The organism is Niveispirillum sp. CC-CTL257 (assembly GCF_059489915.1).
The window spans coordinates 1,812,848-1,832,027 of sequence record NZ_JCAJXE010000001.1 but is presented as its reverse complement, the minus strand read 5'-3'; the positions used below and the strand labels follow the sequence as shown (position 1 = coordinate 1,832,027).

16 protein-coding genes are annotated in these 19,180 nt (G+C 63.4%); 9 read left to right on the top strand and 7 right to left on the bottom strand.

Annotated features, from left to right (window positions below; all coding sequences use genetic code 11):
- Positions 1–111 precede the first annotated feature (111 nt).
- From ABC729_RS08675 to ABC729_RS08660, 4 genes are all read left to right on the top strand, one after another.
- Positions 112–585 (top strand): MarR family winged helix-turn-helix transcriptional regulator, encoded by a 474-nt coding sequence (locus tag ABC729_RS08675; RefSeq protein ID WP_495607224.1) that lies wholly within the window; start codon positions 112–114, stop codon positions 583–585.
- A 208-nt stretch (positions 586–793) separates the two neighbouring features.
- Positions 794–2,917, top strand: coding sequence for a TonB-dependent receptor (locus ABC729_RS08670; protein WP_495607223.1), 2,124 nt, complete (start codon positions 794–796; stop codon positions 2,915–2,917).
- A 14-nt stretch (positions 2,918–2,931) separates the two neighbouring features.
- Complete coding sequence (locus tag ABC729_RS08665; RefSeq protein WP_495607222.1) at positions 2,932–4,398, top strand: hypothetical protein; 1,467 nt, start codon at positions 2,932–2,934, stop codon at positions 4,396–4,398.
- Complete coding sequence (locus ABC729_RS08660) at positions 4,398–5,177, top strand: OmpA family protein (RefSeq protein WP_495607221.1); 780 nt, start codon at positions 4,398–4,400, stop codon at positions 5,175–5,177. The genes ABC729_RS08665 and ABC729_RS08660 overlap by 1 nt, the downstream gene beginning before the upstream one ends.
- A 4-nt stretch (positions 5,178–5,181) precedes the next feature.
- On the opposite strand, the gene ABC729_RS08655 is transcribed toward ABC729_RS08660, so the two are convergent.
- Positions 5,182–5,382: a YgaP family membrane protein gene (locus ABC729_RS08655; protein ID WP_495607220.1), complete on the bottom strand. Its 201-nt coding sequence runs from the start codon at positions 5,380–5,382 to the stop codon at positions 5,182–5,184.
- A 233-nt stretch (positions 5,383–5,615) separates the two neighbouring features.
- Here ABC729_RS08655 and ABC729_RS08650 point away from each other — a divergent pair, with 233 nt between their 5' ends.
- Genes ABC729_RS08650 through ABC729_RS08635 form a run of 4 tightly spaced genes read left to right on the top strand, consistent with a single transcriptional unit; the run spans position 5,616 to position 10,527 of the window.
- Entirely contained in the window at positions 5,616–5,963 is a 348-nt protein-coding gene (locus ABC729_RS08650; protein ID WP_495607219.1) for a rhodanese-like domain-containing protein, read from the top strand.
- A gap of 21 nt (positions 5,964–5,984) precedes the next feature.
- Positions 5,985–6,983, top strand: coding sequence for an efflux RND transporter periplasmic adaptor subunit (locus tag ABC729_RS08645; RefSeq protein WP_495607218.1), 999 nt, complete (start codon positions 5,985–5,987; stop codon positions 6,981–6,983).
- On the top strand, positions 6,980–10,192 hold the full coding sequence (locus ABC729_RS08640; RefSeq protein ID WP_495607217.1) for an efflux RND transporter permease subunit: 3,213 nt from the start codon (positions 6,980–6,982) through the stop codon (positions 10,190–10,192). Before ABC729_RS08645 ends, ABC729_RS08640 begins: the two co-directional genes overlap by 4 nt.
- 35 nt (positions 10,193–10,227) lie before the next feature.
- Positions 10,228–10,527, top strand: coding sequence for an ArsR/SmtB family transcription factor (locus ABC729_RS08635; RefSeq protein WP_495607216.1), 300 nt, complete (start codon positions 10,228–10,230; stop codon positions 10,525–10,527).
- A gap of 72 nt (positions 10,528–10,599) precedes the next feature.
- Here the strand turns inward: ABC729_RS08635 and cydX are convergent, their stop codons facing one another.
- From cydX to ABC729_RS08605, 6 genes are all read right to left on the bottom strand, one after another.
- Complete coding sequence (gene cydX / locus ABC729_RS08630; protein WP_495607215.1) at positions 10,600–10,713, bottom strand: cytochrome bd-I oxidase subunit CydX; 114 nt, start codon at positions 10,711–10,713, stop codon at positions 10,600–10,602.
- A gap of 18 nt (positions 10,714–10,731) precedes the next feature.
- Positions 10,732–11,886, bottom strand: coding sequence for a cytochrome d ubiquinol oxidase subunit II (gene cydB / locus ABC729_RS08625; RefSeq protein ID WP_495607214.1), 1,155 nt, complete (start codon positions 11,884–11,886; stop codon positions 10,732–10,734).
- A gap of 5 nt (positions 11,887–11,891) precedes the next feature.
- The gene (locus ABC729_RS08620) at positions 11,892–13,466 is read right to left on the bottom strand and encodes a cytochrome ubiquinol oxidase subunit I (protein WP_495607213.1); all 1,575 of its coding nucleotides are present in this window, start codon (positions 13,464–13,466) and stop codon (positions 11,892–11,894) included.
- 91 nt (positions 13,467–13,557) lie between these two features.
- Entirely contained in the window at positions 13,558–15,234 is a 1,677-nt protein-coding gene (locus ABC729_RS08615; protein ID WP_495607212.1) for an amino acid ABC transporter ATP-binding/permease protein, read from the bottom strand.
- Positions 15,231–16,808 (bottom strand): thiol reductant ABC exporter subunit CydD, encoded by a 1,578-nt coding sequence (gene cydD, locus ABC729_RS08610; RefSeq protein ID WP_495607211.1) that lies wholly within the window; start codon positions 16,806–16,808, stop codon positions 15,231–15,233. Before cydD ends, ABC729_RS08615 begins: the two co-directional genes overlap by 4 nt.
- 114 nt (positions 16,809–16,922) lie before the next feature.
- Positions 16,923–17,927 carry a LacI family DNA-binding transcriptional regulator gene (locus tag ABC729_RS08605; RefSeq protein ID WP_495607210.1) on the bottom strand — a complete coding sequence of 335 codons (1,005 nt, stop codon included), beginning with the start codon at positions 17,925–17,927 and terminating at the stop codon, positions 16,923–16,925.
- A gap of 166 nt (positions 17,928–18,093) precedes the next feature.
- On the opposite strand from ABC729_RS08605, the gene ABC729_RS08600 reads away from it, so the two are divergent.
- On the top strand, positions 18,094–19,083 hold the full coding sequence (locus ABC729_RS08600) for an LLM class flavin-dependent oxidoreductase (RefSeq protein ID WP_495607209.1): 990 nt from the start codon (positions 18,094–18,096) through the stop codon (positions 19,081–19,083).
- The last annotated feature ends 97 nt before the right edge of the window (positions 19,084–19,180 follow it).

Below are 19,180 nucleotides of genomic sequence, written 5' to 3'. Positions count from 1 at the left end.
AACTATCTAAATTCCCGAATGCGATCTTGGAGAACGGAATTTGCGGACAGGGCAGCCCGCATCCGCTATCAAGGTTTTGAACCAATCCCGGCCCCCTTTCCGACGAAGATCATGGCGAACGACAAGAATGATGCGGGTGATCCGCCCGAGGTGGATCTGGGGCGGCTGGGGGATTTCATCGGCTTCCGGCTACGCCGTATCCAGAACCATCTGTCACGCAATTTCTCCGCCCGTAATGCCGACTGGAACCTGCGTTCCGGTCTGTTCAGCTCGTTGGCCATCATCGCCGCAAATCCAGGAATTTCCCAGAATGTCTTGTCGCGGGAGGTGGGACTGGACAAGTCGGCGACGGTACAGATTGTCGATGATCTGGAGGGGCGCGGCTGGGCCGAACGTCGGCGTTCACCCAACGACCGTCGCTTCTATGAATTGGTGGTCACGGAGAAGGGCCAACAGGCGCTGGCACAGCTTTTCGCCAATCTGGAAGAAACGGAACGGGATGTGATGGCTCACCTGTCGGACGGGGAGCGGACCCTGTTGCTGGGCCTGCTGGACCGGATTTATCAGAGTTGTTTCAAGGTGTAATTCTATCACATTGAAACAATTGATATTTGTCCCGCCTCATTACCAACTGGCGGGGCTGGATGTGCGCGTCCGCAGGCACCGTGCCGCAGAAATTTCGCGGCCCGTATATTGTTATGTTGAATTACGATTTATCGTGACGTATCGTTGAAAATATCAACGAATTAAGAGCCTGTCCCCTAAAGGGCGGGCCGTCCCGAGGGAGAAACCCATGAAGATGCTGGCATCGCGCCCGGCGGCGCGTCTGCTTACCCTTTTGTTGGCCAGCAGTGCCATTGCACCGGCAGCCCTGGCCCAGGCCGACAGCACGCCTGTGCTGGAAGAGATCGTGGTGACGGCCGAGCGCCGGACGCAGAGCCTGCAGGATGTGCCAATCAGCGCGACTGTCCTGTCGGGTGAGGATATCGTCCGCAAGGGCGTGGCCAACCTGGCCGATATCCAGCAGGTTTCCCCCTCCATCGCCATCAATCAGGTGAACCGTTCCACCTATGTGAATATCCGCGGCGTCGGTATCGCGCAGACGGCACCCAGTTCCAGCCCCGGCGTCGCTTATTATATCGACGGACAGTTGATCCCGCATGAACAGTTCATCAGCCAGTCCTTCTACGACATCGGCTCGCTGGAGGTTCTGCGCGGGCCGCAGGGCACCCTGACGGGCCAGAACTCCACGGGTGGCGCCATTTATGTGCGCACGCCGGACCCGGAATTCGGCGTGGTGAAGGGCTTTGTCGATCAGACCATCGCCTCCTATGACTGGTATCGCACCACGGGTGCTTTGAATGTCGGGATGGGCGACAATGTCGCCGTGCGCGTCGCCGCCGTCCGCGACAAGCGCGACAGCTTCTCCAAGAATATCGGCCCCAGTCCCAGCGATCCCGGCAATATCGATTTGGAGGGTGCCCGCCTCAACATCGCGCTGCGCAACGACGCGGAAACCCTGCGCATCAACCTGCGCGGGGAGTATTTCAACAGCGACAGTGACAACAACGCCGTCAAGCGCCGCAACGATACCGTCAGCACCAACCCCTATATCATCCAGGAAGACGCCATCTCCTATCTGAAGCAGGAAGGTTATCGTCTGTCCGGCGAACTGAAACTTGCCCTGTCCGACAGTGTCGATCTGCGCGCACTCACCTCCTGGCAGGATGGCAGCACCACGGACCAGACCGATGGTGATCGTACCGCCACGGCCCGCCCGCGTCCGCCGGCGGCCAATGTCGGTCGTGTCGGCTACACCGATACGACCATCGAGACACTGATCAACGAGGTGAACCTGCTATCCACGGGCGATGGGCCGCTGACCTGGGTCGTCGGGGCATTTCGGATGGATGAGGATATTCCCATCACCGTCCTGCGCGACAACAACAACACCGTGAACTTCGTTTCCTCCACCTCCACCATCATCTCCAAGGTGACGAACAAATCGCAGTCGGTTTTCGGTCAGGCGAATTATTTCGCGACGGAGCAGTGGGAACTCATCGTCGGTGCCCGCCATTCCTGGGACGGCCAGACCTATAACCGCATCGCTTCCGCCGGCGGTACCGGCATCAGCAAGCTCAGCTCCACCAAGCTGACGGGCAAGGTGGGGGCGAACTACCACGCCACCGACGACACGATGCTCTATGCCAGCCTGTCGCGCGGGTACAAGGCCGGTGGCGGCAATCTGCCGGCGGCCAGCCCCGCCTTCGGGCCGGAAACCAATCTCGTGTATGAGGCGGGGTGGAAGACCACCTTCCTGGACCGCCGCCTGCGCCTGAACGGCTCGCTGTTCTATTCCGATTATAAGGACATGCAGTTGGCCAGTCTGGCCAACGGCCTGCCGCTGACCCAGAACGCCGCCGCCGGCCAGTCGATGGGCGGTGAGTTGGAGTTGGAAGGCCGGTTCGGTGCGCTCGGCTTCAATGCCGGCCTGGGCTATCTGGATGCCGAATTCGCCAAGGACACGACGTTGCAAAACACCGTCGCCAACCGCAACGAGCTGGTGAAAAAGGGCAGCACGCTACCCTTCTCCCCCGAATGGACCATCAATGCCGGGGTGCAGTATGAGATCATGGCGGGCGAAACGGCCATCACCCCGCGCCTGCAATGGAGCCATGTGGGCAAGAGCTACGCGACCCCGTTCCCCAGCCTTGTCACCACCCTGCCGGCCAGGGACGTGGTCGATGCCCGTTTGTCCGTCGATCCCACGGATGCGCTGCGCCTGGAACTGTTCGTCACCAACCTGTTTGACGAGACCTATATTGCCAGTCAGCTCCAAAACTCGTCATCCGCTGATGGCGGCATCATCTATGGTGCCCGCCGTCAATATGGCGGCCGTCTGACCTATCGGTTTTAAGGCGGGGGAAGGGGATGCGATCCTTCGTTTCCGCCCTGGCCCTGTTGGCAGCCTTCACGCTGCCGGCGGGGGCGACATGGTGGTCGCCGGGTGACGGTACGCCGTTCCCGGCCCAGTATGACGATGCCGACGCGCACGGTGTCACGCGCCTGCTGCTGGATGGCGGGCCGATGGAAACGAAGGGCCATCCCTTTTTTGAGGCCAAGGGCAAATATGGCCGCGCCTGTGTCACCTGCCACCAGCCGTCGGATGGGATGAGCCTGTCGGCTGAAACCGCCCGCATAAGGTGGCAGGAAACGGCGGGCAAGGACCCGCTGTTCGCGGCCATCGACGGGGCCAACTGCCCCGATCTGGCGCAGGGGGAGCGCGCGTCGCATTCCCTGCTGCTGGAACACGGCCTGTTCCGCATCGCCCGGCCCTGGCCGCCCGTCGATCATGATGGACAGAAGATCGAGCCCGACTTCACACTGGAGGTCGTGCGCGACCCGACCGGGTGCAACGCGTCCAAGGTTTGGGGTCTGTCATCGCCCAATCCGCAGGTCTCCGTCTTCCGCCGGCCCCGTCCGGTGGCGAATTTCAAATATATCCTGGCCATGGGCTTCGCGATCGACCCGAAGGTCGGCAAGCCACTGCCCATCGATCCCGAAACCGGGAAGATGGTTAGCGGCAATCTGATGGCCGACCGCCGTGTTCTTTCCCTGGAAGCGCAGATGCGCGATGCGGCCCATTCCCATATGGGCTTCGACGCGTTGACGCCCGACGATATCAAGCGTATCCGCGATTTCGAGGATCGCATCTTCGTGGCGCGGCAGCGCGACAGCGTGGGCGGTGATCTCGACGCGATGGGCGCGCGTGGCGGGCCGGAGACATTGGCCACGTCGCAACCGGGCCGCCTGGGCAGCCAGGGTGCCGCCGTGTTCAGCGAGTTCGCGGCATGGGAGAATATCCCCGCCGACGCCGCCATAACGCCGGAGCAGCGTGCATGGCGGGAATCTGTTGCCCGTGGGGCGCGGGTGTTCCGGGAAAAGATGTTCCTGATCACCGACAGTGCGGGCATCAACTCCCCCGTTGGCTTTGGCAATCCCGTCCGTAATTCCTGCGTCTTCTGCCATAACATGAGCCAGATGGGCATGGATGTGGCCCCCGGTCAGGTCGATCTGGGCACCACCACCATGCCCTTTGCCGACCCGCAGCCGCATCTGCCTTTGTTCCGCATCATCTGCAAGGGGCCGGCGCATCCGCACTATGGACCCGTGATCCACACGCACGACCCCGGCTATGCCCTGACCACGGGCCGGTGCGAGGATGTGGGCAAGATCACCTTGCAAACCCTTCGCGGCCTGACGGGAAGGGCGCCCTATTTCGCCAGCGGCTCGGCCCCCGACCTGCGGGCAGTGATCGATTATTACGACCGGCGCTACAATATCGGCTACACGGAGCAGGAAAAGCGCGATCTGGTCAATCTGATGGGGGCGCTCTGATGCGGCGGATGATGACGGCGCTGCTGGCGCTTTTGTCCTTCAACAGTGTCTCACAGGCGGCAGAGGCGGTGCGCTTCATAAGCTGTCCCGTCTATCGCGACACCGATGCCGGCCGCAAATCCGGCTGCTGGCTGGCGGAGGAGCGGGAGACGGGCCGGCGTTTCGACATCACCCAGTCGGCGACCAAGCCCGACTGGTCCATGGCCGTCCTGGTGGAAGGGCGCATTGCGGAAAAACAGGATAATGCCTGTGGTGCTGTCGTGCTGGAGCCTGTGCGGGTCTCGCTCCTGCCGGCACAGGCCTGCACCCGCGCCATGATCCCGGCAGAGGGCTTTCCAGGCCGCCGTTTCGTGCTGCCGCCCCGCAATATCCGGCCGCTTTATGCGCCGGAACCAGCTCCGCCGCCGCCCTATACGGACAAACTGTTCCCCATCCCGTTTGATTACGGGCGCGACTTCGTCGTCTATCAGCAAAGCGACTGGATGCTGGTCAATGCCGCCACTTATGCCAAGGCATCGGGTGGCAGTGTGATCATCACCGGATACGCCGAAACGGAGCCGTTGACCCTGTCGGGACAAACCTTGTCCGAACCTGCCGCCCTTGCCAAAAGCCGGGCGGAAATGGCACGGCTTTGGCTGGTCAGTCTGGGGGTGCCGTCCGACAGGGTGCGGATGGATTGGCACCTGAACCCCGCTCCGCTGGCCGATCCCGCCTTTGATGGATTGACGGAAACGTCGCGCAGGCGCGTGGATATCCGGGTGTCGGCTCCAATGCCATAGAAGGTCAGAAGGCGCAGCCCTTGGGCAAGCCCAGCTTGCGCAGAATGATGGCAGCAGGGCAGAAGCCGGTAATGCCGGCCTGCAAAAGGTTGGCCCCTACAAATATCGTCAGCAGCAGCCAAGCCTGACTGACAAACCAAGCCAACGCGACACTGAGCAGCACCATGGCCCCTGCAAAGGACATCACCGCTTTATCGATATTCATTTCATTCTCCGTCAGACTTCTTGAGAGGGCGTGGCAGCCGGGTACAGCCAGCGTGATGCCGACGACGACAACCACAGCCATACATGCAAAATGAAATCATATATTCAAACATATGAATATATGAAAATCATGCGTAAGTGACCTGACCCCTGCGTATGCCGGCATCGGTTGACGGGGCCGGTGCGTTACAATATCTTCATATATTAATATATACGCAAATAAGGAAGCACGCTATGGCGAAGGAACTGTCCCCAGCAGAAGTTCATCACCTGCTGACCCAGCATGGCATCCTGCTGATTGATGTGCGCGAGCCGCAGGAATTTGCTGCCGCCCGCATCCATGGCGCCCTGCTGTTCCCGCTGTCCAGCTTCGATCCGCTGGCCCTGCCGACGGGCGACAATGTGCGGATCGTGTTCCATTGCGGGTCGGGCAAGAGGTCGGCCATGGCGGTCGTGCGGTGCCAGCAGGCGGGTCTGACGCACAATGAACATATGGCGGGCGGTATCCAGGCCTGGATGGCGCGGCGCCTGCCCACGGTCACGCTGGACCCGACCAGCGGCGGCGTGATCGACCGGCGCTGAACAGCCATAGGGGAGGGAAAAATGCGCGCACGCCTGCTGTCATCCTTGCTGTTGTCCACCCTTCTGGCAGGTCCCGTTCTGGCCGCCAGTGGAGAATTCACCGTTTCAGTGCAAAGCCTGCCGGACCAGAAGTCCGTGTTCGCGACGGTGGAAAGCGTGAACAAGGTGCCGGCGCGCGTGCGCACCGGGGGCACCATCACCGGCCTGTCCGTGAAGGAAGGTGACGCGGTGATGGCGGGTCAGGTAATCGCCACCATCGGTGACCAGAAGCTGGCCCTGCAGCAGGGCGGGCTGGATGCGCAGATCGCCGCTGCCCGCGCACAGGTGGACCAAGCGCAAGGCGATCTGAAACGGGCTGAGGAACTGTCCAAGAACGGCTTTGTCACCAAGCAGCGGCTGGATGAATTGCGCACCGCCGCCAATGTTGCCGCCAACAATCTGAAGGCGCGCACCGCAGAACGGGCCGTGGTCGGCCAGCAGATGAATGAAGGCCAGGTGCTGGCCCCCACCAGCGGTCGTGTGTTGAGCGTGCCAGTCACGCCGGGCACCGTGGTGATGGCGGGGGAGGCGGTGGCGATGATTGCCGAACGCGATTATGTCCTGCGCCTGTCCGTCCCCGAACGCCATGCCGCCAGCTTGAAAAAAGGCGATCCCGTCCGGCTGGACGGGGAGGATATGGCACCGGGGGCGGCGGATGGGAGCGGCACCATCACCCTGGTCTATCCCCAGATCAGTGATGGACGGGTGCAGGCCGATGCCCGTGTGGCCGGCATCGGTGATTACTATGTGGGCCAGCGGGTGCGCGTGCTTGTGCCGGCGGGTGCCCGGCCCACCATTGTGGTGCCCGCCTCCTTCCTGACCAGCCGTTTCGGCCTGGATTACGCGCATCTGCGCGGGGGCGACGGCAAAGCCGTCCTAGTGCCGGTGCAGCGTGGGCAGAATCGCCCGCTGCCCGACATGGCGGACGGGGTGGAAATCCTGTCCGGTCTTTCCAATGGCGACATCATGGTGCGGCCATGACACTGGGCATTTCCGGCCTGCTTACGCGGGCGACCATCCGTTCCCCCCTGACGCCATTGTTCCTGATGGCCTCGCTCATCGCTGGGCTAATCGCGCTTGCGGTCATCCCGCGTGAGGAGGAGCCGCAGATCAGCGTGCCCATGGTCGATATCCTGGTCTCCGCTGACGGGTTGAAAGCCCCGGATGCGGCGGAACTGGTGACCAAGCCGCTGGAAGCCATCGTCAAGGGCATCAATGGTGTCGACCATGTCTATAGCCAGACGGAGGATGACCGCGTCATGGTGACGGCGCGGTTCAAGGTTGGCACCAAGGAAGATGACGCCATCGTCCGCGTCCATTCAAAGATCCGCGCGCATCTGTCAGAAATCCCGGTCGGCATTCCCGAACCCGCTATCATCGGGCGCGGCATCAATGATGTCGCCATCGTCACCCTGACCCTGTCGGCGGAACCCGGCATGGAACATCACTGGCATGACCGTGATCTGGGCAAGCTGGCGGAAAAGCTGCGGACGGAATTGATCAAGGTGCCCGATATCGGCGGCACCTATCTTTCGGGGCGGGTGACGGAGCAAATGCGGGTGGAGCCGGACCCGGAAAAGCTGGCGCTGTACGGTATCACGCTGGAGCAACTGACCGCCAAGATCGCCGGGGCCAACCGGTCCTTCGTTGCGGGCCGTGTGCTGGACGGCGGTAAGAGCCTGACGGTGGCGGCGGGCCAGACCCTATCGGGGGTGCCCGATATCGGGCTGCTGCTGCTGACCAGCCGCGACAACCGCCCCATCTATGTCCGTGATGTCGCCACTGTCGTCCTGGATAGCGCGCCGGTGGATCAGGCCGCCTGGACCATGGTGAAGGATGACAAGGGTGGCTGGATGCGCAGCCCCGCCGTCACGGTGGCCCTGGCCAAACGGGCAGGGGCCAATGCCGTGGTCGTCGCCGATGCCATCCTGGACCGGGTGGAAGGTCTGCGCGGTCGCCTGATCCCCGACGGGGTGCGGGTGGAGGTGACGCGCAATTATGGGGAAACCGCGTCGGAAAAGGCTGATGAACTGCTGTTCCACCTGGGGCTGGCGACCCTGTCCATCGTCGCCCTGATCTGGTTTGCCATTGGCCGGCGGGAGGCGCTGGTGACCCTGGTGGTCATTCCCGTGACCATCCTGATGACGCTTTTTGCGGCGCACCTGATGGGCTACACCATCAACCGCGTCAGCCTGTTCGCACTGATCTTCGCCATCGGCATCCTGGTCGATGACGCCATCGTAGTGGTGGAGAATATTGCCCGCCACTGGGCGATGAAGGATGGCCGCGACCGGTTGACCGGTGCGGTGGAGGCGGTGGCGGAGGTCGGCAACCCCACCATTGTCGCCACACTGACGGTGATCGCCGCCCTGCTGCCCATGCTGTTCGTGTCGGGCATGATGGGGCCGTACATGGCGCCCATCCCGGTCAATGCCTCCGCCGCCATGCTGTTCAGCTTCTTCGCGGCCATGGTGCTGGCGCCATGGTTGATGCTGAAACTGTCGGGCAAGGGGGCGGATGCAGGGCATGGGCATGACGGTGCGCATGATGGCGGGACCCTGGGCCGGGTTTACCGGAAGGTGGCGGTGCCGCTTTTGTCGTCGCGCCGCAATGCCGGCCGGTTCCTGGCCGTAGTGGGGGTGGCGACCTTGGCCTCGCTGGGCCTGTTCGCGACCAAGAGTGTGACGGTCAAGCTGCTGCCCTTCGACAATAAATCCGAACTGTCGGTGCAACTGAACCTGCCGCGCGGGGCCAGTCTGCAGGACACGGAGCGGTTGCTGTTCCAGGCCGCCGACATTGCGGCCACCCTGCCGGAACTGCGCTCGGCCCAGATCTATGCGGGCACGGCGGCCCCGTTCAATTTCAACGGTCTGGTACGGCACAGCTTCCTGCGCAACAGCCCCGATCTGGGGGAGCTGCAGATCAATCTGGCACCCAAGGGGGAGCGCGCCCGCGCCAGCCATGATATTGCGGTGGACCTGCGGACCAAACTGCTGGCGGGCCTGACCTTGCCGGCGGGCACCAGCCTGAAGGTTGTGGAGGTGCCGCCCGGCCCGCCGGTGATGGCGACCCTGTTGGCCGAAATCTACGGCCCCGACGCGGCCACGCGCCGGGCGGTGGCGGCGGAGGTGCGAAAGCTGTTCGCCACCATCCCCTTCATCACCGATATCGATGACAGCATCGGCACCACCCAGCCGCGCCTTCGGATTTCCATCGACCAGGAGCGAGTGGAATATTTCGGAGTGGAGCAGGCATCGGTCTATGACGCGCTGCGCGCCATCCTGGGCAGCAATCCGGTGGGTTATTCCCATCGGGGGGCGGAACGCTATCCCGTCGATATCTCCATCGCCCTGCCGAAGGAGGATCGAGCCTGGACCGCACGTCTGTCCAGCACGCCGGTGCCCGCCAACGCCATTCCGGGATCGAACCGCGTGGTGGAACTGGGCGAACTGGTCCGTGTGACGCGGGAGGAGGGATCGCCGGTCCTGTTCCGCCGCGACGGCTATTTCACCGACATGGTGACAGCGGAACTGGCCGGGCGGTTTGAGGCCCCGATCTATGGCATGGGTGCGGTGGCCGACGCCATCGACGCCCATGACTGGGGCGAGCTGCCCAAGCCTTTGGTGACGCTGGCCGGACAGCCGGCCGATGAAAGCCATCCGACCCTGCTGTGGGATGGGGAATGGGAGGTCACCTGGGTCACGTTCCGCGACATGGGGGCGGCGTTCGGCGTAGCGATCCTGGGCATCTATGTGCTGGTGGTGGCGCAGTTCCGCAGCTTCAAACTGCCGCTGGTCATCCTGACACCCATTCCGCTGACGTTGCTGGGCATCATGGTGGGCCATTGGATCATGGGCGCGGCCTTCACAGCGACGTCGATGATCGGTTTCATCGCGCTGGCCGGCATCATCGTGCGCAATTCCATCCTGCTGGTGGATTTCATCCGCCATGGGGCGGGAAGGGGCATGAACCTGCGTGAGGTGTTGCTGGAAGCCGGTGCCGTGCGGTTCAAGCCCATCCTGCTGACGGCCCTGTCGGCCATGATCGGTGCCGCGACCATCCTGACCGACCCGATCTTTCAGGGGCTGGCGGTGTCGCTGCTGTTCGGGCTGGCATCGTCCACTTTGCTGACGGTCCTCGTCATCCCGGCCATCTATGTCGTGTTGCGGGACGCGGACGCGGTTGCCTGATTGACGGCCAAAGCTTTCCCTTTTATCTCGGAGGGATGAACGTGGAAGAGATGCAGGCCAACGCCGACCGCGCGGTTGAATTGCTGAAGTCGCTGGGCAACCGCAGCCGGCTGATGATCCTGTGCCAGTTGCTGCAGGGTGAGCGGTCGGTGGGCGATCTGGCTCAGCGGATCGGCATGCGCGACACCGCCGTGTCACAGCAACTGGCCCTGCTGCGCAAGGATGGTCTGGTCCGGGCCCGCCGCGATGCACAGACCATCTATTATGCGCTGGCCAGTGCGGAGGCCGAGCGGGTGATCGTCACGCTCTATGATATCTACTGTCCGGCGGAATAGCGCCGCGATGCTGGTGATAAAAAAGGCCGCTCCCGGTTGCCCGGAAGCGGCCTTTTCTTTGTCGGTCCGGGATCACGTCCCCTGCGGCCGTTCCTTCGCGTCTTCACGCATTTCGAACCACATGGCGTTCAGAACGGCAAAGGCGGCGGCCAGGGGAAGGCCCAGCATCCAGGCGAAATACCACATGATGCGCTCTCCATTTCCTTAGTAATGGTGGCCTTGACCGGCGCGGATGGCATCCGCGTCAACCTTGCCCCACAGGATGCGATAGGCCCAGGCCGTGTAGGCCAAGACGATGGGCAGGAAAATGCCGGTAACCACCAGCATGATGAACAAGGTCTGGTGCGAGGATGAACTATCCCAGACCGTCAGGCTGCTGGCCGGGTCGATGGAACTGGGCAGGATGAAGGGGAACATCGATACGCCGACAGTGGCGATGATCCCGAACAGCGACAGGCCAGAAATGATCAGGGTCGATCCCTCCCGGCGTGCCTTCAACCCGGCCCAAACCAGGAGCGGCCCCGCGAGACCCAGCGCTGGCGCGATCAGCAGGAATGGGTGGGCGGCATAATTGCTGAACCACAGCGCCGGTGCCGCCGCCACTTCCTTCAACAGCGGGTTGGACGGACCGTCGGTCACTACAGCACTGCTGATATGATAGCCATCGACCCACAGATAGAGCGCCAGACCCGCCAGTGCGAACAGGGCGGGCGTCAACAGGGCGGTCACCAGCCCCACGGCCCGCGCCCGTTCTGCGACGGTTCCTGTGGTCTTCAACGCCACCCAGGCGGCCCCGTGTGTGACCAGCATCGCGACCGACAGCAGACCGCAGAGCAGGGCGAACGGGTTCAGCAGGCCGAAGAACGATCCTTCGTAAAAGGCGCGCAGGTCGCCATCCAGCCGGAATGGCACGCCCTGCATCACATTGCCGACGGCCACGCCGAAGATCAACACCGGCACGAAGCCGCCCGTGAACAGCGCCCAGTCCCAGGCCGTGCGCCAGCGGACATCGTCTCGCTTCGACCGGTACTTGAACGCCACGGGCCGCAGGATCAGGGCCGCCAGCACGACAAACATGGCGAGGTAGAAGCCGGAGAAAGACACGGCATAAAGCGGCGGCCAAGCGGCGAAGATGGCACCACCGCCCAGGATGAACCACACCTGGTTGCCTTCCCACACCGGTCCAACGGCATTGATGAGGGTGCGGCGCTCGACATCGTTCTTGCCGATAAAGGGCAGCAGGATGGCCGTGCCCATATCGAACCCGTCCGTGGCCGCAAACCCGATCAGCAATATGCCCAGCAGCACCCACCAGATCAGGCGCAGCGTCGTATAATCCAGAAGTTCATGCAGGATCATGATCGTCACTCCGCCGCTTGCAACGAGGTATAGGGCAGGGGGGCGGGATGGTCATCCGGCTCCGGCCCCTTCTTGATGGCGCGGACCATCAGCGCCATCTCCACCACGAACAGTACGCTGTAGAACAGGGTGAAGCCGGCGATGGTGATCAGCAGGTCGGTGACCGACAAGCTGGACACCGCCATGGCTGTCGGCAGTACGCCTTCAATGATCCAGGGCTGACGTCCGAACTCCGCCACCACCCAGCCCAATTCCGCTGCGATCCAGGGTAGCGGAATGGCCAGCACGGCCACTTTCAGCAGCCAGCGCGGTTCGCCCAGTCGGCCCGTGGCGGATTGCCAGAAGAAGGCGGCCATCAGGGCGATGAAGAAGAAGCCCAGCCCCACCATGATGCGGAAGGACCAGAAAAGGGGTGCGACCTGCGGCACCAGATCCCAGGCCGCCTTGTCGATCTGGTCCGCCGTCGCCTGACGCGGATCATCGACATAGCGTTTCAGGAGATAGGCGTAGCCCAGATCGCGACCGTGGTTCTCAAACGCCGTTTTCACCTCTGGTGCTACCTTGTCCACGCCCTTGGCGGCGCGGATGGTCTGCAGGGCGTCATAAGCGATGATGCCATTCTCCACGCGCTGCTTGCCGTGGGCGACCAAATCATTGATACCGGGAACCTGTGTGTTCAGCGAGCGGGTGGAAATCAGGCCCAGCGCCCAGGGGATTTGCAGCACATGGTGCGTTTCCCGGGCTTCCTGATTGGGAAAGCCGATGGCGGTGAAGGCAGCGGGGGCGGGTTCGGTCTCCCACATGCCCTCAATAGCGGCCAGCTTCATCTTCTGATGTTCGGTCGCCAGATAGCCGCTTTCATCGCCCAGAACGACCACCGACAAGGACGACAGCAGGCCGAAGGAACAGGCGACCGCCATGCTGCGCTTGGCCAGCGTCACATGCCGCCCCTTCAGCAGATAGAAGGCCGAGACACCCAGCACGAACACTGCCGCCGTGACATAGCCGGCGGAAACGGTATGTACGAACTTGGCCTGCGCCACGGGATTGAAAATCACGGCATAGAAATCCTCAATCTCCATGCGCATGGTTGCCGGGTTGAAGACTGCCCCCACCGGGTTCTGCATCCAGCCATTGGCGATCAGGATCCACAGGGCGGAGAAGTTAGACCCAATGGCGACGGCCCAGGTCGCGGCCAGATGCTGCACCTTGCCCATCTTGTCCCAGCCGAAGAAGAACAGGCCGACAAAGGTGGCTTCCAGGAAGAAGGCCATCAGGCCCTCAATGGCCAGCGGCGCGCCGAAAATGTCGCCGACATAATGGCTGTAATAGGACCAGTTCATGCCGAACTGGAATTCCATGGTCAGTCCCGTGGCGACACCCAGGACGAAGTTGATGCCGAACAGGCTACCCCAGAACTTGGTCATCTGCCGCCAGATAGGCCGGTCGGTCATGACATAGACCGTCTCCATGATGGCGATGATGATTGACAGGCCCAGGGTCAGGGGCACGAACAGAAAATGGTAGAGGGCGGTCAGTGCGAATTGCAGGCGTGACAGCCCGACAATGTCCAACTCCATGCGTCATGTCGCCGGCTGCCACCGGCGCCTCCTGAACGCGAACCCCGTCCCGATGGCGGGGCTTCATCCTCCGGGGCGTTGGTCCGGCCGGTCAGTCGGGGCGCAGGGTTGACAGGGCATCTTCAAAGGCCGGGTCGCCGCGCGCCACATCCATGACCGCCCGGCCATGGGACAACCGGATGATCCGGTCGGCCAGGGCCGCCTCACGCCTCAGATGCGTGACCAGCAGAATAGTTCGTCCAGCGGCCGATGCTTTGATTTTTGTCAAAATCAGGGCTGCGACAGAAAGGTCGATGCCCTCCGTAACTTCGTCCAGCAGCCACAAAGCCTTGTCCTGCAACAGGAAACGCGCCAGGGCCAGACGGCGGCGCTGTCCTGATGACAGGCCGGTTCCACCTTCGCCCAGTGGGGCGTCCAACCCACCGGGCATTTCCCGGACGACTCGCGCCAAACCGGCCTGTTCCAGCACGTCCCACAACCGTATATCGTCCGCGGCAGGGTCGGCCAGTAACAGGTTGGCCCGCACACTGTCCTGAAACAGGGCCGCATCCTGGCCCAGCAGGGCCCAGTCGGGGACAGTGACTGTACCCGACTGCGGCGTTGCTTCGCTGGTAATCAGGGCCAGAAGGCTGGATTTGCCGGCCCCGCTTTCACCGATCACGGCCACATGCTGTCCGGCCGGAATGGACAGGCTGAACCCATCGAATAGCGGGGAAGGCGCACCATCATGCCGGAAGCTGACCGAAGACAGCACCACATCGGTGGTCTTGGCTGCTGGCTGCACTGTGTCGGCCGGCATGGACAGCGCATCCCCAACCCGCCGTACCGCCCGTAAGGAACGCCCAAGTTCCACCGCCCCACGCCGCAGCGCGCCCAGCGGTTCCGTGATACCCAGCAGGATCAAGACGAACAGCGCCACTGCCGGCCCGCCAAACAGGCCCCGTTCCACCAGTTCCGCACACAGCATGACGCCGCCGGACAGCAAGGCCGTCCCTGCCAGCCCCTGCCAAAGCGTCAGACGGCTTTCCAACTGGTTAAGCCTGTCATCCGCCTTTGCCAGTCGTTCCTCCGCTGACAGGACCAGACCGGCAATCTGTTCCTGACGCTCGGTCATACGCCATTCCACGCGGCCCGCGACCAGATCCAGAACACGAAGACGCAACGCCTCCAGTGCCGACGCGCGCCGTCCCCCCGCCGTCATGCCACTTCGCCCGCCCAGGATCAGCATGACAAGGCCGGTCAGCAGCAGAAACAGGCCCGGCAGAAGACCCGCCAACCCGGTGAGCAGTGTCAATGCCACCATACTGGCCGCTGCCAGCAGGATCAGGACGCCCATCGGCACCAGCAGCCGCAGATAAAGCGTGTCCAGTGCGTCCAGATCGCCGGTGATCCGAAACAGCAGTCGCCCAGGCCGTTGGGCCAGGGCACGGCCCAGACCGGGCCGCGCCAGCGCCCGGAACAGGCGCGCGCGCAGCCCCGCGATCACCGACAAGGTGGCGTCATGCGTCACCAGCCGTTCGCCATAACGGGCCCCTGTGCGCAGGATGGCCAGCGCCCGCACGCCAGCGCCGGGCCGAAACACATCAAATGCCAGGGCTGTCCCCACCGAAAGGCCGGCGATGCCTGTGGCCGTGATGAACCAGCCGGAAAGCCCCAACAAGGCCGCGCCCGCCAGGGCCGTCAAACCGGCAATGCCCAGGCCCAGCCACAGCTTCCAACCCGCCGCCTGCCGGAAAAGGCGGAACAGCAGCAACAGTTGCGCGCTCATGTCCCGACCTCCACCACGCGATCCATCCGCGCGGCCAACCGGGGATCATGGGTCGCCACCAGGAGGGCACGCCCCTCGGCGGCTTTCAACAGCGCCTCAATCACTTCTGCCGCTGTATCGGCATCCAGATGGGCGGTGGGTTCATCGGCAAGGATCAAGGCGGCATCCGGGTCGGCGATGGCCCGAGCCAGGGCCAGCCGCAATGTCTCACCCCCCGACAATCCGACCCCGCCTTCGCCCACGCGTCGCGCCGGGTTATGACCGGGCAGCAATTGGTGCAGCAGGGTTGCTGTCTGCAGTCCTGGCCGGCCCAACGTCACATTGGCGGTCAGCGACGCGTTCATTGTGAAGGGCCGGTGCCCGATCCAGCCGATCTTCCCCTCGCGTGATACGCTGCCCTTGTCCGGTTGCAGCAACCCCGCCGCCAGGGCCAGCAGGGTGGACTTGCCCCCGCCGCTGGGACCGAACAGGGCCACCTTCTCCCCGCGTATCAATGTCATGTTCAGGCCGGTCACTATCGGCCCCGCACCCGGATAGGCGAAATCCACGTCGGTCAGACACAGAACGGAACCATCCGTGGATACCTCCACCGGTCGCGGCACCATCGCAACCCCGTCCGTCAAGCCGGCAAGGGCCCGCAACGCCGCTTCACCACTGGCCCGGTCATGCCAGACAGACGACAGTTCGCGCAGCGGCTCGAAAAAGGCTGGCGCCAGCAGCAGGATGAACAGGCCCTCGGCCAGCCCCAGTTTGCTGCCCCAGCTGCCGAATTCGATCTGGCCCAGCAGATTGAACCCGACATAGACAGCCACCAACGCCACGCCCAGCGCCGAAAACAGCTCTAATACTGCCGATGACAGAAAGGCGATACGAAGGACCGCCATGGTCCGCCGCTTCACATCGGCGGCCAGGACGCCGATCCGGTCCGCCACCCGATCCTCTGCCTTCAGGGCGCGGATGGTGGACAGCCCGCGCAGCCGGTCCATCAGCAGCCCGTTCATGCTACCCACTGCCGCCAGCTGATCTTCGCTGGCCTTCTTGGCCCGGATGCCGATCAACGCCATGAACAACGGGATCAAGGGGGCGGCGACCAGCAGGATCAGGGCCGCCGCCCAGGAATGCCAGGCGACCACGGGCAGGATCACGCCCGGCACCAGCATCAGCCGCCAGCGGATGGGCACATAGCGTTGCAAATAGGGAACGACCGCTTCCGCCTGTTCAGCCAACAGGCCCGCCGCCTCTCCCGATGGGGGTAGGGTGGGCTCAAGTGGCGGGCGGTTTCCCAGCGCGGCCAAAGACTGTGCCCGTAGCTGCGACAGTTCCGCCCGGGCCGCGCGAAAGGCCAGCCGCCCGCCCCAGGCATCCAGGAAGGAGCGCAGAATACCCAGTATCGCGAACATTCCGGCCAGAACCATCGCATGGGCTGGCAGTGTATAAGTGCCGATCAGCCAGAAGACCGCGTCCGCCAGCAGCCAGGCCTGCGGTACCCACAGCAAGGCTGCCGTGGCCTGCAGCAATGCCGCCGGCAACAGCCTGCGCTGCTGCTGATCAGACAATGAGGAGGTGCGGGCCATGGTCAGGGGGTGCCGTGGGTCATTCAGGTTCAGGTGATTTAAGCCAGGGACCCTTGTCACCACAAGCGGTGCCGCCTGCGGCCAACTGTCGATCCCGTTGGAGGTCAGATGGCGTCAACGCGGTGCGCGGCCTGAGGACTCCCCCGGAACCAGGGTCAAAGTCCGATGCATTTCGGTTTGCGTTGGCAGGTCCTCAATCATGTTGACCAGCCAGGCTGTCGCCAGTTGCGCCATCTCACCCAGGGGACGATGGACAGTGGTCAGGGCGGGTGTCAGCATCTGGGCCAGCATGCTGCCGTCAAACCCGACGACAGACAGCGACTGCGGCACGGAGATGCCACGCGCCGAAGCAGCCTTCAACACGCCGGCCGCCATAATGTCATTGGCGGCGAAGATGGCGGTGGGCATCGGGTCCAGGGACAGCAACCGTTCAGCGGCCGCCACGCCGGAGGCGAAACCGTAATCGCCCTCCACTTCACCCACCAGACCGCATCCCGCCTCCATCAGAGCGGCCACGAAGCCGGCGCGACGTTCCTGCGCTGACCGGGCGCTGGACGGGCCCGACACCAGGGCGATGCGGCGATGCCCCAGTTCGACCAGATGCCGGGCGACATCGGCAGCACCGATGCGTTCATCGGAAACCAGGAAGCCGGCGAAGCCGTGAAGCGGGGTTGGCGACAGTGCAATGGCGGGCACGCCGGCCCCCGAAAGCGCCTCTGGCAATCCGGGAACGGTGGAGACGGGCGACAGAACGACCACCCCGTCGACACGAGAGCGACCGACAAAATCCAGCACATTCTCAATGGGTCCCATCGGACCGGTCGGTGCCGGGTGGATCACGATCTCATAACCGCGCCGCGTCGCCTCATGCACCATGCCCCGCTGGACGTCATCCAGCACCAGGGCATTCTGGTCATTATGGACCATGCCGATCAGGAAGGATCGACCAGTGGCAAGGCCGCGCGCCCGCGCGCTAGGCCGAAAGCCCAGGGCGGCAATCGCCTCTTCCACGCGCTCGCGCGTCAGCGCATTCACCTTGGTGGACCGGTTCAGCACGCGGGAAACAGTGCGGATGGATACGCCCGCCCGTTCGGCAACGTCGTTGATCGTTATATCCACAATGACGCGTTCCGCTGCTGACTGGGGTGATCGATATTATCCTACTTATCAAACCATGCCCGCTTGGCAAGCGCTTCCCACCCCCTCGTCATGCCCATCTGATACCCCATATGGGGGGAAATGATTGATCCCCTTGATGGCCATGCCGATGCGTGGCCCCGGAGACATGGCTGTGGTTGATTTCTCTATCCTGGAACTGGGCCGCGTGCGGGAGGGCGGGAGCCGCCGTGACGCGATGGACGAGGCCCGCACGTTGGCGCAGCATGCCGAACGATGGGGCTATAAGCGCCTGTGGGTGGCCGAACATCACAATATGCCGACCGTGACGACGGCGGCCACGTCGCTGATCATCGCGCATATCGCGGCCGGAACGAGCCATATCCGGGTGGGGGCAGGGGGCATCATGCTGCCCAACCATTCTCCCTATGTGATCGCCGAACAGTTCGGGACGCTGGCTACTCTCTTTCCTGATCGGATTGATCTGGGCCTGGGCCGCGCGCCCGGAACGGATCAGTACACTTTGCGCGCCCTGCGTCGCGATCCGGCCAGTGCTGAGAATTTCCCCCGTGACGTGTTGGAGCTTCAGGCCTATCTGGCCCCCGCCACGCCGGGACAGCCGATTGAGGCTGTGCCGGGCTCTGGCACAGAGGTGCCACTCTGGATACTGGGGTCCAGCCTTTTCGGGGCACAACTGGCCGCTGAGCTGGGACTGCCTTTCGGCTTTGCCTCCCACTTCGCCCCTGGCTCCCTGGGTCAGGCGCTGGCCATCTATCGTGAACGGTTCCGCCCGTCGGCGCAGCAGCAACGTCCCCATGCTGTCGTCGGCGTCAATATTGCCGCGGCAGAGAGTGATGCGGAGGCCCGCTTCCTGGTCACGTCCCAGCAAATGTCCTTCACCCATATGGTCCGGGGGGCACGCCGTCTGACCCAGCCCCCCATTCCTGATATTGAAACCTATTGGTCTCCGCGGGAGAAGGCGCATGTGCAGCAGATGCTGGCCTGTTCCATCATTGGCGGGCCAGAGACGGTGCGCGCAGGTATCGAGGCGCTGCTGGAGCGGACCCATGCAGATGAATTGATGATCGTATCGGACATGTTCGATTTCTCCCGCCGGCTGCGCTCATTTGAGATCATCGCGGGACTGATGCGGGGATAATCGACCGGACATCAAATCCATCAGTAGTCGCTGATGCACTGACACCGGTCTACATCTTGGGACCTATCCGAAAAGAGGGCTAGTGCAGCGACACGGT